Here is a 12,682-nt window from a genome sequence, read left to right as displayed (position 1 = left end):
CCTGGGCCGCAGTTATTTAACGGCTGTGATCCACTTGACCAGTTCGCGGTGCTTGGCCAAGGCGTCTTCGCGGGAAATTACCTGAACCACCAGGGTGCGGTTGCCCGATCCCGCCAGCAGGGTGGTGCTTAGGGTCTTGCCGCCGCCCTGGGTGGCGTGGCTGTCGATCTGGCGCACGCCGAGGCCGCCCAGGGTCAGGGTCTTCTGGTCCTGCTGGGTGAAGTCGGGCAGCGCCTTGCGTTGTTGGTCGAGGAAGTTACTGGCGGCGCTGTCGAGAAAGGTTTTGTCGTTGTCCTTGATGGTCACGCCGTCGGTGCGCAGGTTCTCGGCCACCAGCACCACGCTTTGGGTCTGCGGGTTGGCGTACATCGTGCCCGTCGCCCCGGCCGTGCCGCTGGCGGCTTCGCCCGCAGGCAGGGGGCTGGATTCAAAGCCCGGCGGCAGCTTGAGGGTGAACTTGCCCCCTAGTAGTTGGACCTGCTGCGCAGCCGCAATGGGCTGTGTAACGTGAGGCGCGGGGGCCGCGTGCACGCCGAGACTGGCGCTGGCCGCTAATAGCAAAACAATGGCTTTTTTGCCGAGCAAGAACATGGGGGGTCTCCGGGAGAGTCGCAAGGGCGGCATCATCCCACGGCTCTTGCGACAGGCTCCAGCCCGATGTTCAAGAGGCCGTGTCGCGCCGTGTTGCGATGACTGCCCCGCTAATAATCAGCAGTGCCGGCACGATCAGAATCGCGCTGGCCTGGCTTTGGCCGACGGCGATCAGCAGCAGGGTGGAGACCAGCGGCGCCAGGTAGGACAAGGCGCCGAGCATCGCCAGGCTGCCGTGCTTGGTGGCGTGGTCCCAGGCGAAAAACGCCAGCCCCACCGGCCCCAAACCGAGGCCCACGATAGCCGCCCACTGGCTCGGGGCCGGTTGCACGGTGGTTTCCCAGGCCAGGTGACACACCAACCCCGCCACGGCCACCAGGCCGCAGATCGCGCCGATGAAACTGCTGGGCACCGTGCTGAAACGCCGGTTGATAACCGAATAGCTCGACCACACCAAGGCGCAGCCCAGGGCTGCCGCGTAGCCGGCAATGGGTGCGGCCCCGGCGGCGTCATGGCTGCGCAGTTGCATGATGAACGCGGTGCCCGCCAGGCCCAGCAGCGCCCCCAGCAATTGCCGGGGGTTGAGCCGCTCGCCGCTGCTCAGCGCCGCCAGCAGCACGATCAGCAGGGGCCAGAGGTAGGCGATCAGGCTGGCTTCGGCGGCGGGGGCCGCTTTCAGGGCGAAAAAATACAGCGCATGGTAGGCGAAAATCCCTACGAACCCGGTTACCCACACCGCCCATGGCTGGCGCCATGCCCGAAACCCCGCGCGCCCGCGCCAGCCCAGCACCCCGAGGCTGGCGACGAACGCCACGGCAAAGCTTGAGGCCAGCAACTGGAAGGGCGGGATGCCGGCGGTCAGGGTCGTCAGCAGGGCCAGGCACGACCAGAGGAACACCGCGATCACGCCAATGGCGGTGGCGCTATGCGGATTGGGCGGGGTGTGCCATGCGGTCATGGTGCGTGCCTGAAGGTCGGAAGTTGCCGGGCAGCATAGCGCCCGGACCTAGGGCGATCTTGCGCCAGGCTGCACGCGGTTTGTTCAGGGCTGCCAAATCAGCCCCTGCGCAGTGCGCCGGGGGTCAGTTGGCGGTTTTTTTTCAGGGCGTGGGTCAGGGCGCTTTGGTCGGCGTAACCGACCTGCTGGGCGATATCGCTGATGCTCACGCGGGTGTCGCGCAGCAGGTCTGCCGCGCGGTCCAGGCGCAACCGGGTGAGGTAGGTGAACGGCGTGCAGCCCAGGTGCTCGCGCAGCAAGAGGTACAACTTGCGCTCACTGGTGCCGCAAGCGTGGGCGATACACCGCGCCGTGAGGTCGCGGGCCAGGTGCCGGGCCATGAACTCCTGCACGCGGGCCAACAGCTGGGCGTCCGGGCTGGGCGGCTTGGCCGGGGTGTGGGTCAGGGAGGCCAGCAGCAAGGTGCTCCAGGACGCCGCCAGCGCGGGCGAGGCGAGCATCAGCGGCGCGCTGCGGCTGGCGTAATCCAGCAAATGGCGGATATCCGGCGCCACGGCGAAGAAGCGCTGTTCGCTCAACGGCCCGGCCACGGTTTGGGCCAGGGGCACGTCCAGCACCAAGAAGCTGTTGTTGCTTTGGGCCATGAAGGCGTGGCGCGCTCCGGCGGGAATCACTACGCCCTGGCGCCAGTCGACCTGGCCGGCGCGGCCGTCGAGCTCGATCTGCATCGCGCCCGATTGGGGCAGTACGATCTGGTGGAAGTGGTGGTCATGCAACTCGACCTGGCCCGAATAGGAGCGCAAGGCAAGGGAAACTGTGGGGGTGTTGTGCATTGCCGCACTCCTGGGGCCGATGCTGGCCATCATGCCCCAAGACCGCCGGCGAGTGTGCGTAGGTAGCAGGCGGGCTCGCCCGCTTGCTACCTACACGCTGCGGCGGGTCAGCTGGATAGGCGCCACGTAACGTCTTCGATGCCGTACTGGCGGGCCAGCGGCGGGGTGGTTTTCTTGACTTTTTCCAGGCCGAAGCGGCCGATCCTGCCCACGCCCGCATCGCAACTGGCCCAGTGCCAGGCCTCCGCGTCGTTCATTTTGTCCTGGCGGATGATGAATGACTTGGGTTGTCCGTGCAGGCGGTACTCAATGACGAAAAGTTTTGCGTTGTTCATGCCCGTGTAATCCTCCCTGTTGTTTAACGACTGATCCCCGCGGCGCTGGAAAATTCACTTTGATTGCACCTCGCCCGGGGGCGGGTGGCGCTTCTGCTAGAATCGCGGCCCTCCACTTGCAGAGGTACACCCCATGTCCGAGCCCATCCGCCTGACCCAGTACAGCCACGGCGCAGGCTGTGGCTGCAAGATATCGCCCCAGGTGCTGGAGGTGATCCTGGCCGGCAGTGGCGCGCAGAACCTGGACCCAAAATTGTGGGTGGGCAACAGCTCGCGCGACGACGCGGCGGTGTACGCCATCGATGACGAGCGCGGCGTCGTTTCCACCACTGATTTTTTCATGCCGATTGTCGATGATCCCTTCGATTTCGGGCGCATCGCCGCCACCAACGCCATCAGCGACATCTACGCCATGGGCGGCGACCCGCTGATGGCCATTGCGATTCTCGGCTGGCCCGTCAACCTGCTGGCCGCGGAAGTCGCCCGCGAGGTGATCCGCGGTGGCCGCGCGGTGTGCGACGCCGCCGGCATCCCCCTGGCCGGCGGTCATTCCATCGACGCCCCGGAGCCGATTTTCGGCCTGGCCGTGACCGGCCTGGTGCACAAGCGCCACATGAAGCGCAACGACACCGCCACTGAAGGTTGCCTGCTGTACCTGACCAAGCCCCTGGGCATCGGCGTGCTGACCACGGCGGAGAAAAAGGGCAAGTTGCGCGCCGCCGATGTGGGCCTGGCCCGCGACTGGATGTGCACCCTCAACACCCCCGGCAGCCGTTTCGGCAAGCTCGACGGGGTGACGGCCATGACCGATGTCACCGGTTTCGGCCTGCTCGGCCATTTGGTGGAGATGGCCGACGGCAGCGGCCTCACGGCGCGCATCGAGTACGACCGCGTGCCGCGCCTGCCGGGGGTGGAGTACTACCTGGAGCAGGGCTGCGTGCCCGGTGGCACCTTGCGCAACTTCGACAGTTACGCCGCCAGGCTCGGGCGCCTGCAAGAGCTGCACAAGCGTGTGCTGTGCGACCCGCAAACCAGCGGTGGCCTGCTGGTGGCCGTGAGCCCCGAGGGCAACGCAGCCTTCCTGGCCGTCGTCGCCGAACTGGGCCTGGACCTGGCCCCCATCGGTGAACTGGTGGCCCGACAGAGCCACGCGGTCGAGGTGTATTGATGACTATCGATATCACCGACTACCGCGACATCTTCCTCCACGACCGGCCGCTGATGGACACCCGCGCGCCGGTGGAATTCACCAAGGGCGCCTTCCCTGGCGTGGTCAACCTGCCGCTGATGACCGACGCCGAACGCCAGCGCGTCGGCACCTGCTACAAGCAGCAGGGCCAGCAGGCAGCCATCGTGCTGGGCCATGAGTTGGTGTGCGGCGCGGTCAAGGCCGCGCGCATCCAGGCCTGGGCCGATTTCGCCCGGGCTCACCCCCAGGGCTACCTGTATTGCTTTCGCGGTGGGCTGCGCTCGCAGATCGTCCAGCAATGGCTCAAGGACGAGGCGGGCATCGACTACCCACGGGTGGGCGGCGGCTACAAAGCCATGCGCACCTTCCTGCTCAATACCCTGGAACAAGCTGTCGGCCAGTGCGACTGGGTGCTGCTGGGGGGCATGACCGGCACCGGCAAGACCGACGTGCTCAGCCAACTGCGCAATGGCCTGGACCTGGAAGGCCACGCCAACCATCGCGGCTCCAGCTTCGGCAAACGGGCCACGGGCCAGCCGTCCAACATCGATTTTGAAAACCGCTTGGCGGTGGACGTGCTGAAAAAGCGCGACGCCGGCATCGCCAGTTTCGTCGTCGAGGACGAGAGCCGCACGGTCGGCAGTTGCGCCTTGCCCCTGGCGTTGTACCAGGCGATGCAGCGCTTGCCGATGGTTTGGCTCGAAGACAGCGTGGCCGGGCGCGTGGAGCGGATCCTGCGCGACTATGTGGTGGACCTGTGCGCCGAGTTCGTCACCTGCTTCGGCGCCGAGGGTTTTGCCCTGTTCGCCCAACGCCTGCGCGACAGCCTCAACAACATCCGCAAACGCCTGGGGGGCGAGCGGCACCAGCGTTTGCTGGCGCTGCTGGACGCGGCCCTGGAGCAACAGGCGCGCAGTGGCGCGGTGGACCTGCACCGGGCCTGGATCGAGGGGTTGCTCAAGGAATATTACGACCCGATGTACGCCTTTCAGCGGGCCAGCAAAGGCGAGCGCATCGAGTTCGCCGGCGACCAGGCGAGCGTGCTCGAATACCTGCGCGAGCGCGCCCGCCAGCGCGGTTAGGTCACAGCAGCGCGGCGCCGATCAAACCGCAGACCACACCCATGGCCATGGTCAGCAGCGCCACGGTGACCAGCACGCGGCGGTCGAAGTCTTTGCGCAGCATCAGCAGCGACGGCAGGCTGATGCTGGGCAGGGTCATCAGCAACGCCACTGCCGGGCCGGTGCCCATGCCCAGGGCCATCATGGTCTGCACGATGGGGATTTCGGCGGCGGTGGGGATCACGAACAGCGTCCCGACAATCGCCAGCGGCACCAGCCACAGCAGGCTGTCGGCCATGGCCCCATCGACATGGGGGAACAGCCATACCCGTGCCGCGCCCAACAGCAACACGGCGAGGACGTACACCGGGATGGTGCTCCAGAACAGTTGCCACAGGGTCCGCCCCCAGCGCAGCAGGAACGGCTGGGTCGGCGCCGTGGTGGCTGTGGCTACCGCCTCGAACGCGGCCTGCGGCAGTTGCTCGGGGCGCGACATGCGTTGGGCGATCAGCGCCACCCCCAGCACCAGCACGATGCCCGCCACCAGGCGCAGCGCGGTAAAGCCCCAGCCCAGGACGAAGCCCATGAACACCAGGGTGGCCGGGTTGAGCACCGGGTTGGCGATCCAGAACGCCAGGGCCGCGCCCACCGAGACCTGCTGGCGGCGCATGCCGGCCGCCACCGGCGCGGCGCAGCAACTGCACATCATGCCGGGCAGGGCGAACAGGCCGCCGCGCAGGGTGGAAGCCAGGCCGGCGCGGCCGAACAGGCGCAGCAGCCAGTCCCGCGGGATCAGCACTTGCAGCAGCGAACCGAGAATCACCGCCAGCACCGCGGCTTTCCAGATCGCCAGGAAATACACCTGGGCGTAGCTCAGCGCGGCCGCCAGGGGCGCGGTCTGGGCATCGTTGAGGATCGAGGCACCGATGCTGTGGCTATCGGCGGCGGCGAAGGCTTTGAAGTAGTAGGGCGACCACTTGACGTAGTAGAGGCCGATACAGGCCACCAGGACGAACAGCGCGGGTTTGCACCAGAACGACCAGCCCCGGCGGGGGGCTGCGAGGGAGTTGGGCATGCAGGGAGTTCCGGACAATCAGGGGGAGGCGGCGATGATACCCCAGCGTCCCGGCTCCAGGGCCTTGATTGCGTGCCGGGCATCGCCTGGTTTCAGGTCGGACAGTTCTCTTCGCCGTTGTCCAGGCCTTGCTTGTAGCTGTGGCTGAGCAGGGTGGCCTTGCCGTTGTGCCAGGTCAGGGTCAGCACGTAGAGGGAGTCGAAGTCGTTGGATTTCCAGTCTTCGGTGATCGGCGCTTTTTGCCCCACCGCTTTTTCGGCCACCTTGTTGATGAGTTCCGGCAGGTAACCGTGGGACCACGCGGTGTAGATGATCGAATCGTGATACTTGGGGTCGAGCAACTCGTGGGCCAGGTCGCTGGTGTCGTTGGCCGAATACTCGATGTTCACCGGCAGGCCAAGCTTGATGGCGCTGGGGCTGATGGTCATCAGGGGGCGAATGTAGCTGTAGGAGTTGTCGAATTCGCCTTCCTCAACGTTGCGCGTAGGGTTGGCGGCGAACACGTAATTGGCCTTGCCGAATTTTTCCGGGAGCAGGGTGGCCAGGTCGATGGCCCGGTTCAGGCCTTGGCAGTTGAGCTGGCCGAGGCCGCCCTGGGGTTTTTCGGCGTGGCGCAAGAACACCAGGGTCTGCGTGCCATTGGCTTGTTGGGCCCGGCTTTCCAGGGGTTCGAAGGTGAAAAACAGCGCCCCGGCCACCAACAGCGCGGGCAGGATCAGGTAAGTGCGGGGCTTGAGGGAGCGGGCGAAACGCAAAGGGCTTTTCATGGATTCATCGTTCTTCGGCGCATTCGGTTAAGGCTGACAAACCTGTCCACAACGAGCCGGGGGCCGCGCGCGTTTTCCCTGTCATTGGGTGGTTCCATCCACCGATGCGTCACCCTCAGATTCCCTTTACGGGTTTTGGTTCGATATCTGACGCGCGAAGGCACTTTATCTTCGCCTCTATCGGACGTTGATGAACTTTAACCACAGGATGTTTCGGATGCGTGACGGCCAGGGCGGAACCCATGGCCAGGGCGTCGGTCGGATCATTCGCCAACCCCTGGCGCCCTCTACAAGGAAGTCCTTCGATGCTGTCACGCACCCTGACCCTGTCCCTTGCCGCCTTGACCCTGGCCGGTTGTGCCATGGGGCCGACCTACCGCGGCGCCAGCGTGACCGACGCGGTGCTGCGCGCCGATATCTATAAAACCGTGCACATGATGTTCGACGTGCAGGCCTCGTGCCGCCGCGTCGACACCGTCGACACGCGCATCGTGACCCTGGAGAAGGACGCCGCCGGTGGCTTGCAGAAAGTCCACGAGACTTGGAACGTGAGCGGCTGCGCCACCTCGCGCTTGTATGACGTGACGCTGCGGGCCGATGGTGCGGGGGAAACTTTCTTCTCCGTCAGCGCGGCCAAGCCAGGCGTGGTGCCATCATTGTAGGGCTGCGCCTATAATCAGCCCGCCGCGAGGGCCCGCGTCGTCACGTGCAGGCCCCATTCCCATCGCTATCGGAAGCTTTCCATGACCGACCTTGCTGCGTTTCCCATCACCACCAAATGGCCCGCCCAGTTCCCGGACTGGATCCAGCTCTACTCCTTGCCCACGCCCAACGGGGTCAAGGTGTCGATCATGCTTGAAGAAATCGGCCTGCCCTACGAGGCGCACCGGGTCAGTTTCGAGACTGAGGATCAACTGTCTGCCCAGTTTCTGTCCCTGAACCCGAACAACAAAATCCCCGCCATCCTCGACCCCCACGGCCCGGGCGACCAGCCGCTGGCGTTGTTCGAGTCCGGCGCGATCCTGATCTACCTGGCGGACAAAAGCGGCCAACTGCTGGCCCAGGAATCGGCGGCGCGTTACGAGACGATTCAGTGGTTGATGTGGCAAATGGGCGGCGTGGGCCCGATGTTCGGCCAGGTCGGTTTCTTCAATAAGTTCGGCGGCAAGGACTTTGAAGACAAACGCCCGCGCGACCGCTACGTGGACGAAGCCAAGCGCTTGCTGGGCGTGCTGGAAGGGCGGCTCGAGGGGCGCGATTGGATCATGGGCGAGCGCTACACCATCGCCGATATCGCGGTGTTCCCCTGGGTGCGCAACCTGATCGGCTTCTACGAGGCCGGGGACCTGGTGGGTATCCACAACTTCCCCAACGTGCTGCGGGTGCTGGAGCGCTTCGTCGCCCGCCCGGCGGTGGCACGGGGGTTGGACGTCCCCGCTGTCCGTTGACCGCCCGCCAGGCCTCGGATCGCCCTAATTGTTGATCCGCGGCATGCCCGGGTTGCCGCGTCGGCCATAGACTCGCGGTTTGTACCGGGCCGGGCGCGGCGTTTAAGCTTAAGCCCCCTCCCTGTGGGAGCGAGCCTGCTCGCGATAGCGTCCTTGCAGCCAACATCGATGTTTAATGAAAGACCGCTATCGCGAGCGGGCTCGCTCCCACCGTGCCGGTGTTTTACCTGCCAGGGCCTTGATACCCCTGGCCCCTATTTTTTGGAAACCCCATGACCAGCCAATTTCCCGAAGCCCGTCCCCGTCGCCTGCGTCGCTCGCCGGCATTGCGCAGCCTGTTCCAGGAAACCGAGTTCAGCCTCAACGACCTGGTGCTGCCGATTTTCGTCGAAGAAGAGATCGACGATTTCGTGCCCATCACCAGCATGCCTGGGGTGCGGCGCATTCCTGAGAAGAAACTGGCCAGTGAAATCGAGCGCTATGCCCGTGCCGGGATCAAGTCGGTGATGACGTTTGGCGTGTCCCATCACCTGGACAGCGACGGCAGCGACACCTGGCACGAACGCGGCCTGGTGTCGCGCATGTCGGCCATCTGCAAGGACGCGGTGCCGGAAATGATCGTGATGTCCGATACCTGCTTTTGCGAATACACCCAGCACGGCCATTGCGGCGTGATGCACGGCGCCGAAGTGGACAACGACCAGACTCTGCACAACCTCGGCAAGCAAGCCGTGGCCGCCGCCCGCGCCGGCGCCGACGTGATCGCGCCCTCGGCCGCGATGGACGGCCAGGTCCAGGCCATCCGCCGTGCGCTGGACGCCGCCGGGTTCAGCCACATCCCGATCATGGCCTACTCCACCAAGTTCGCCTCGGCCCTTTACGGCCCGTTCCGCGAAGCCGGCGGCAGCGCCCTCAAGGGCGACCGCAAAAGCTACCAGATGAACCCGATGAACCGCCGCGAAGCCGTGCGCGAGTCGTTGCTCGACGAGCAGGAAGGGGCGGATGCGTTGATGGTCAAACCGGCCGGCGCGTACCTGGACATCATCCGCGACATCCGTGAAGTGTCGAACCTGCCGCTGGCGGCGTACCAGGTCAGCGGCGAGTACGCGATGATTAAATTCGGCGCCCAGGCCGGGGCCATAGACGAGGATCGCGTGGTGCGCGAAACCCTGGGCTCGATCAAACGCGCCGGCGCCGACCTGATCTTCACCTACTTCGCCATGGACCTAGCGCTTAGCGGGATCTGAAACCCCTGTCGCTAGCGCTGGGCGAACGCCAGGTTCACCCCCAGCGCGGCGAAGGATGCGGCAAAGCCACGGCGCAGCCAGTCCTGCACCCGTTGCGACTCGATGACGTGCCTGCGCAGGCTATGGGCCAGCAGCCCATAGAGCAGGAACACGGCGAACGTCATGGCCATGAATACCGCGCTCAGGCTGAGCATCTGCACCGCAGGCGCCGGGCCGCTGGGGCTGATGAACTGGGGCAGGAATGCCAGGAAGAAGATCGTCAGTTTCGGGTTGAGCACATTCAGCAGGCAGGCCTTGAGGGCAATGTTCCAGGCGCTGCTGGCCTGCGGCGTGTCGCCCAGGGCGAAGGCCGCGCGGTCGCGCCAGGTGGCGTAGGCCAGGTACAGAAGGTAGGCGACACCGGCGAACTTCAGCCCCTGGAACGCCAGCGCACTGGCGTGTAGCAGCGCCGACAGGCCCAGCACCGACGCCAACAGATGCGGCACGATTCCCGTGGTACACCCCAGCGCTGCGTATACGCTGGCGCGCTTGCCGGCCGCCAGGGCTGTGGAGAGGGTGTAAACGACACCGGTGCCGGGAATCAACACGACAATCAGTGAAGTGATAAAGAAATCCAGGGTCATCATAAGCTGCAGGCTCCAGCGCTGGTGGTACCGTCCATGTGGGTTTTTTGCCCCGGGCCGGCCATTGAATACCAGCGTGGCGGGCATTGCCAGCTTAGCCGTGGAACAGGGTGGCGCTACTGGGGTCGAAGTCCTCGGCGCCAGCCTTGGCCGCCTCCCTGTCGCAGGAGTTCCCATGCAACGCTTACCCCTCACTCTGGCCGCCGCCGCGTTGCTGCTGGCCGGTTGCAGCAGCCAGCGCAGCCAACCGCCGGCGCCGAAACCGGCCGAGGTGCGGGCGCAGATTGTGCGCCTGCTGCCGGCCAGCACGGTCGACCGCCCAGGCTGGGCCACCGACATCTACGCCGCTTTCGCCGCGCTGAACATCAGCCCCGATCAGTCCAACCTATGCGCAGTGCTGGCGGTGACGGAGCAGGAGTCCACCTTCGTGGTCGACCCGCCCGTGCCGGGCCTGGGCAAGATCGCCCGCGCCGAGATCGACCGGCGTGCGGCCAAGGTCCATGTGCCGGCGTTTTTGGTCAGTGCGGCGCTGAAGTTGCCGTCGTCCAACGGTAAATCCTATAGCGATCGCCTGAGTGCCGCGCGCACGGAAAAACAGCTCAGCGCGATCTTCGATGACTTTATCGGCCGCGTGCCCATGGGCCGCACCCTGTTCGGCAACTTCAACCCGGTGCACACCGGCGGGCCGATGCAGGTCAGCATCGCCTTCGCCCAGGCCCGGGCGCGCAATTACCCCTACGCGGTGCAAGGTTCGATCCGCGAGGAGGTGTTTAGCCGCCGCGGTGGGATGTACTTCGGTATCGACCATTTGCTGGGCTACCCGGCCCACTACAGCCAGCCGCTGTACCGCTTCGCCGACTTCAATGCCGGCTGGTATGCCAGCCGCAATGCGGCGTTCCAGAACGCCGTCAGCCAGGCCACAGGTATCCCCCTGGCCCTGGACGGCGACCTGATTCGCCATGGCTCGCTGCTGCCCGGCAGCACCGAATTGGCGGTGCGCACCCTGGGCAAGTCGTTGGGCATGCGCAACCCGAGCATCCGCAGCCAATTGGAGCAGGGCGACAGCCTGGAATTTGAAGGGAGCGCGTTGTATCGCAAAGTATTTGCCCTGGCCGATCAGGCCAATGGCAAAGCGCTGCCCCGGGAATTGCTCCCGGGGATCGTGCTCAAGAGCCCGAAAATCACCCGCCAACTCACCACGGCCTGGTTCGCCAAGCGCGTGGATGAGCGTTATCAGCGGTGTATGAAGCGTTAAGCGCGACGGCGCACGAATTTGCGCCACAGCCATACCCACAGCAGCAGCGTCGGGAAGGCGAGGATCAGGAACGGCAAGGTATAGCTGGCTTTTTCCACGGCTTGGGCGGTGCCGTCGGCCAGGTTGTCCAGCAGGTTGGCGAAGGCCTCGCGCAGGTTGGAGGCGCGCTGGCTACTGTCGGACGGGGTGAAGCTGAGGGTCACTCGGTTGGTGTCCAGGCGTCGCTGGTGGCCGGCGGCAACTTGGGCCAGGGCCTGCAAGTCGTTTTCGATGCCAGCCTGCTCCTTGCTCAGGGCGATCAGGTCGCTGACGCTGATGTCGCGGCGCTTGGCCAGGTCATCGAGCCGCGCTTGCTGCGCCCGCAAGCGTTCCTGTTGGCGTTGCATGTCGGCCACGGCGTCGGCCAGGTCTTCGGCGCTGGTCACCCGTTGGCCCAGTTCGCCTCCTTCGCCCGCCATCGCCACCAGCGGCTCCACCCCTGTTGGGGCGATGCGCAGGGTGATGTCGGCGCGCTCGGCGCTTTGCTCGATACGCAGGATGTTGCACGCCCCAAAGCGCGCGGTTTCGCAGGCCTGGCGGGTTTCGGCCAGGCGCGGCGCGATCTGCGCCAGGGGCAGGGTGAGGGTCAGTTCGTGTTCATACGCCAGCATTGCGCCAGCCTGGCCCTGCTCACCACGAATCGCCGAGGCGGATGAGAGCGAACGGTCGCTGGGGGAGCAGGCTGCGAGGCTCAGGCTGGCGAGCAGCAACAAAACCAGGGAGTGACGCGAGGCAGGTTTGCCATCCGGTTGCATGGGGGGTCCTTGGGTAGAAGAGGGCACGGCCATTAAAAGGCCGCGCATCTTACTGCCAATTGCCCCTCTGTGTTACTCGCATGGCTGTTGGACCCGCTGTGGTAGCGGGCTCTGCCCGCGATGGCGGTGTGTCAGTCGACATTCATTTACCTGACAGATCGCTATCGCGGGCAGGCCCGCTCCCACAGAGAAGGTTAGGACTGCCACATACATCATTTGGAACCCAATCCTGTGGGAGCGGGCTCAGCCCACGATAGCGGTGGGCCAGCCAACCTAAATGCTGGATGTCTTAGCGCCATCGCGGGCAGGCCTAGCTCCCGCAGGGGCGGGTCGGTGGGGGGTTCAGCCGCGCTCCAGTGCCAGGGCCACGCCTTGGCCACCGCCGATGCACAGGGTGGCCAGGCCCTTTTTGGCGTCGCGCTTGAGCATTTCGTGCAGCAGGCTCACCAGCACGCGGCAGCCCGAAGCGCCAATCGGGTGGCCCAGCGCAATGGCGCCGCCGTTGA

Annotated in this window: 14 protein-coding genes and 1 pseudogene; 6 read left to right on the top strand and 9 right to left on the bottom strand. The window is 65.5% G+C overall.

What is annotated here, in order from left to right; translation table 11 throughout:
* Window positions 1-12 precede the first annotated feature (12 nt).
* From CKW13_RS21140 to CKW13_RS21125, 4 genes are all read right to left on the bottom strand, one after another.
* Window positions 13-591, bottom strand: a complete 579-nt coding sequence (locus tag CKW13_RS21140; RefSeq protein WP_095110722.1) for a DcrB-related protein — start codon at window positions 589-591, stop codon at window positions 13-15.
* Window positions 592-661: 70 nt separating this feature from the next.
* Window positions 662-1,549, bottom strand: a complete 888-nt coding sequence (locus CKW13_RS21135; RefSeq protein WP_095110721.1) for a DMT family transporter — start codon at window positions 1,547-1,549, stop codon at window positions 662-664.
* Window positions 1,550-1,647: 98 nt separating this feature from the next.
* Window positions 1,648-2,382, bottom strand: coding sequence for an AraC family transcriptional regulator (locus tag CKW13_RS21130; protein ID WP_095110720.1), 735 nt, complete (start codon window positions 2,380-2,382; stop codon window positions 1,648-1,650).
* Window positions 2,383-2,489: 107 nt separating this feature from the next.
* The gene (locus CKW13_RS21125; protein ID WP_095110719.1) at window positions 2,490-2,717 is read right to left on the bottom strand and encodes a DUF6555 family protein; all 228 of its coding nucleotides are present in this window, start codon (window positions 2,715-2,717) and stop codon (window positions 2,490-2,492) included.
* 133 nt (window positions 2,718-2,850) lie between these two features.
* Between CKW13_RS21125 and selD the strand changes: the two genes are divergently transcribed.
* Together selD and mnmH are read left to right on the top strand one after the other, a co-directional pair.
* Window positions 2,851-3,885 (top strand): selenide, water dikinase SelD, encoded by a 1,035-nt coding sequence (selD, locus tag CKW13_RS21120; RefSeq protein WP_095110718.1) that lies wholly within the window; start codon window positions 2,851-2,853, stop codon window positions 3,883-3,885.
* Window positions 3,885-4,988, top strand: coding sequence for a tRNA 2-selenouridine(34) synthase MnmH (mnmH, locus tag CKW13_RS21115; protein WP_095110717.1), 1,104 nt, complete (start codon window positions 3,885-3,887; stop codon window positions 4,986-4,988). The genes selD and mnmH overlap by 1 nt, the downstream gene beginning before the upstream one ends.
* Window position 4,989: 1 nt before the next feature.
* Here the strand turns inward: mnmH and CKW13_RS21110 are convergent, their stop codons facing one another.
* Both CKW13_RS21110 and CKW13_RS21105 read right to left on the bottom strand, forming a co-directional pair.
* Window positions 4,990-6,042 carry a permease gene (locus CKW13_RS21110; protein WP_095110716.1) on the bottom strand — a complete coding sequence of 351 codons (1,053 nt, stop codon included), beginning with the start codon at window positions 6,040-6,042 and terminating at the stop codon, window positions 4,990-4,992.
* A gap of 92 nt (window positions 6,043-6,134) precedes the next feature.
* Complete coding sequence (locus CKW13_RS21105) at window positions 6,135-6,809, bottom strand: histidine phosphatase family protein (RefSeq protein ID WP_095110715.1); 675 nt, start codon at window positions 6,807-6,809, stop codon at window positions 6,135-6,137.
* 305 nt (window positions 6,810-7,114) lie between these two features.
* Between CKW13_RS21105 and CKW13_RS21100 the strand changes: the two genes are divergently transcribed.
* From CKW13_RS21100 to hemB, 3 genes are all read left to right on the top strand, one after another.
* Window positions 7,115-7,471, top strand: coding sequence for a hypothetical protein (locus CKW13_RS21100; RefSeq protein WP_095110714.1), 357 nt, complete (start codon window positions 7,115-7,117; stop codon window positions 7,469-7,471).
* 81 nt (window positions 7,472-7,552) lie between these two features.
* Complete coding sequence (locus CKW13_RS21095) at window positions 7,553-8,257, top strand: glutathione binding-like protein (protein ID WP_095110713.1); 705 nt, start codon at window positions 7,553-7,555, stop codon at window positions 8,255-8,257.
* A gap of 272 nt (window positions 8,258-8,529) precedes the next feature.
* Window positions 8,530-9,504: a porphobilinogen synthase gene (gene hemB / locus CKW13_RS21090; RefSeq protein ID WP_095110712.1), complete on the top strand. Its 975-nt coding sequence runs from the start codon at window positions 8,530-8,532 to the stop codon at window positions 9,502-9,504.
* Between the two features lie 11 nt (window positions 9,505-9,515).
* Here the strand turns inward: hemB and CKW13_RS21085 are convergent, their stop codons facing one another.
* Complete coding sequence (locus tag CKW13_RS21085; protein WP_095110711.1) at window positions 9,516-10,130, bottom strand: LysE family translocator; 615 nt, start codon at window positions 10,128-10,130, stop codon at window positions 9,516-9,518.
* Between the two features lie 172 nt (window positions 10,131-10,302).
* Between CKW13_RS21085 and CKW13_RS21080 the strand changes: the two genes are divergently transcribed.
* Window positions 10,303-11,382, top strand: coding sequence for a DUF1615 domain-containing protein (locus CKW13_RS21080; protein ID WP_095110710.1), 1,080 nt, complete (start codon window positions 10,303-10,305; stop codon window positions 11,380-11,382).
* Here CKW13_RS21080 and CKW13_RS21075 read toward each other — a convergent pair.
* Together CKW13_RS21075 and CKW13_RS21070 are read right to left on the bottom strand one after the other, a co-directional pair.
* Window positions 11,379-12,176, bottom strand: coding sequence for a DUF4349 domain-containing protein (locus CKW13_RS21075; RefSeq protein WP_095110709.1), 798 nt, complete (start codon window positions 12,174-12,176; stop codon window positions 11,379-11,381). The genes CKW13_RS21080 and CKW13_RS21075 overlap by 4 nt on opposite strands.
* A gap of 342 nt (window positions 12,177-12,518) precedes the next feature.
* Window positions 12,519-12,682 (bottom strand): annotated as a pseudogene (locus CKW13_RS21070) (acetyl-CoA C-acetyltransferase); the annotation flags it as partial.

The organism is Pseudomonas sp. Irchel 3E20 (assembly GCF_900187645.1).
Taxonomy (GTDB): Bacteria; Pseudomonadota; Gammaproteobacteria; order Pseudomonadales; family Pseudomonadaceae; genus Aquipseudomonas.
The sequence above is the reverse complement of the archived record's forward strand: the minus strand, read 5'-3'. Positions and strand labels throughout refer to the sequence as shown.

Bases quoted from the DNA above. Each gene is read 5' to 3' on its own strand.
- CKW13_RS21140 (WP_095110722.1), bottom strand. From the start codon at position 591: ATGTTCTTGCTCGGCAAAAAAGCCATTGTTTTGCTATTAGCGGCCAGC.
- CKW13_RS21135 (WP_095110721.1), bottom strand. From the start codon at position 1,549: ATGACCGCATGGCACACCCCGCCCAATCCGCATAGCGCCACCGCCATT.
- CKW13_RS21130 (WP_095110720.1), bottom strand. From the start codon at position 2,382: ATGCACAACACCCCCACAGTTTCCCTTGCCTTGCGCTCCTATTCGGGC.
- CKW13_RS21125 (WP_095110719.1), bottom strand. From the start codon at position 2,717: ATGAACAACGCAAAACTTTTCGTCATTGAGTACCGCCTGCACGGACAA.
- selD (WP_095110718.1), top strand. From the start codon at position 2,851: ATGTCCGAGCCCATCCGCCTGACCCAGTACAGCCACGGCGCAGGCTGT.
- mnmH (WP_095110717.1), top strand. From the start codon at position 3,885: ATGACTATCGATATCACCGACTACCGCGACATCTTCCTCCACGACCGG.
- CKW13_RS21110 (WP_095110716.1), bottom strand. From the start codon at position 6,042: ATGCCCAACTCCCTCGCAGCCCCCCGCCGGGGCTGGTCGTTCTGGTGC.
- CKW13_RS21105 (WP_095110715.1), bottom strand. From the start codon at position 6,809: ATGAAAAGCCCTTTGCGTTTCGCCCGCTCCCTCAAGCCCCGCACTTAC.
- CKW13_RS21100 (WP_095110714.1), top strand. From the start codon at position 7,115: ATGCTGTCACGCACCCTGACCCTGTCCCTTGCCGCCTTGACCCTGGCC.
- CKW13_RS21095 (WP_095110713.1), top strand. From the start codon at position 7,553: ATGACCGACCTTGCTGCGTTTCCCATCACCACCAAATGGCCCGCCCAG.
- hemB (WP_095110712.1), top strand. From the start codon at position 8,530: ATGACCAGCCAATTTCCCGAAGCCCGTCCCCGTCGCCTGCGTCGCTCG.
- CKW13_RS21085 (WP_095110711.1), bottom strand. From the start codon at position 10,130: ATGATGACCCTGGATTTCTTTATCACTTCACTGATTGTCGTGTTGATT.
- CKW13_RS21080 (WP_095110710.1), top strand. From the start codon at position 10,303: ATGCAACGCTTACCCCTCACTCTGGCCGCCGCCGCGTTGCTGCTGGCC.
- CKW13_RS21075 (WP_095110709.1), bottom strand. From the start codon at position 12,176: ATGCAACCGGATGGCAAACCTGCCTCGCGTCACTCCCTGGTTTTGTTG.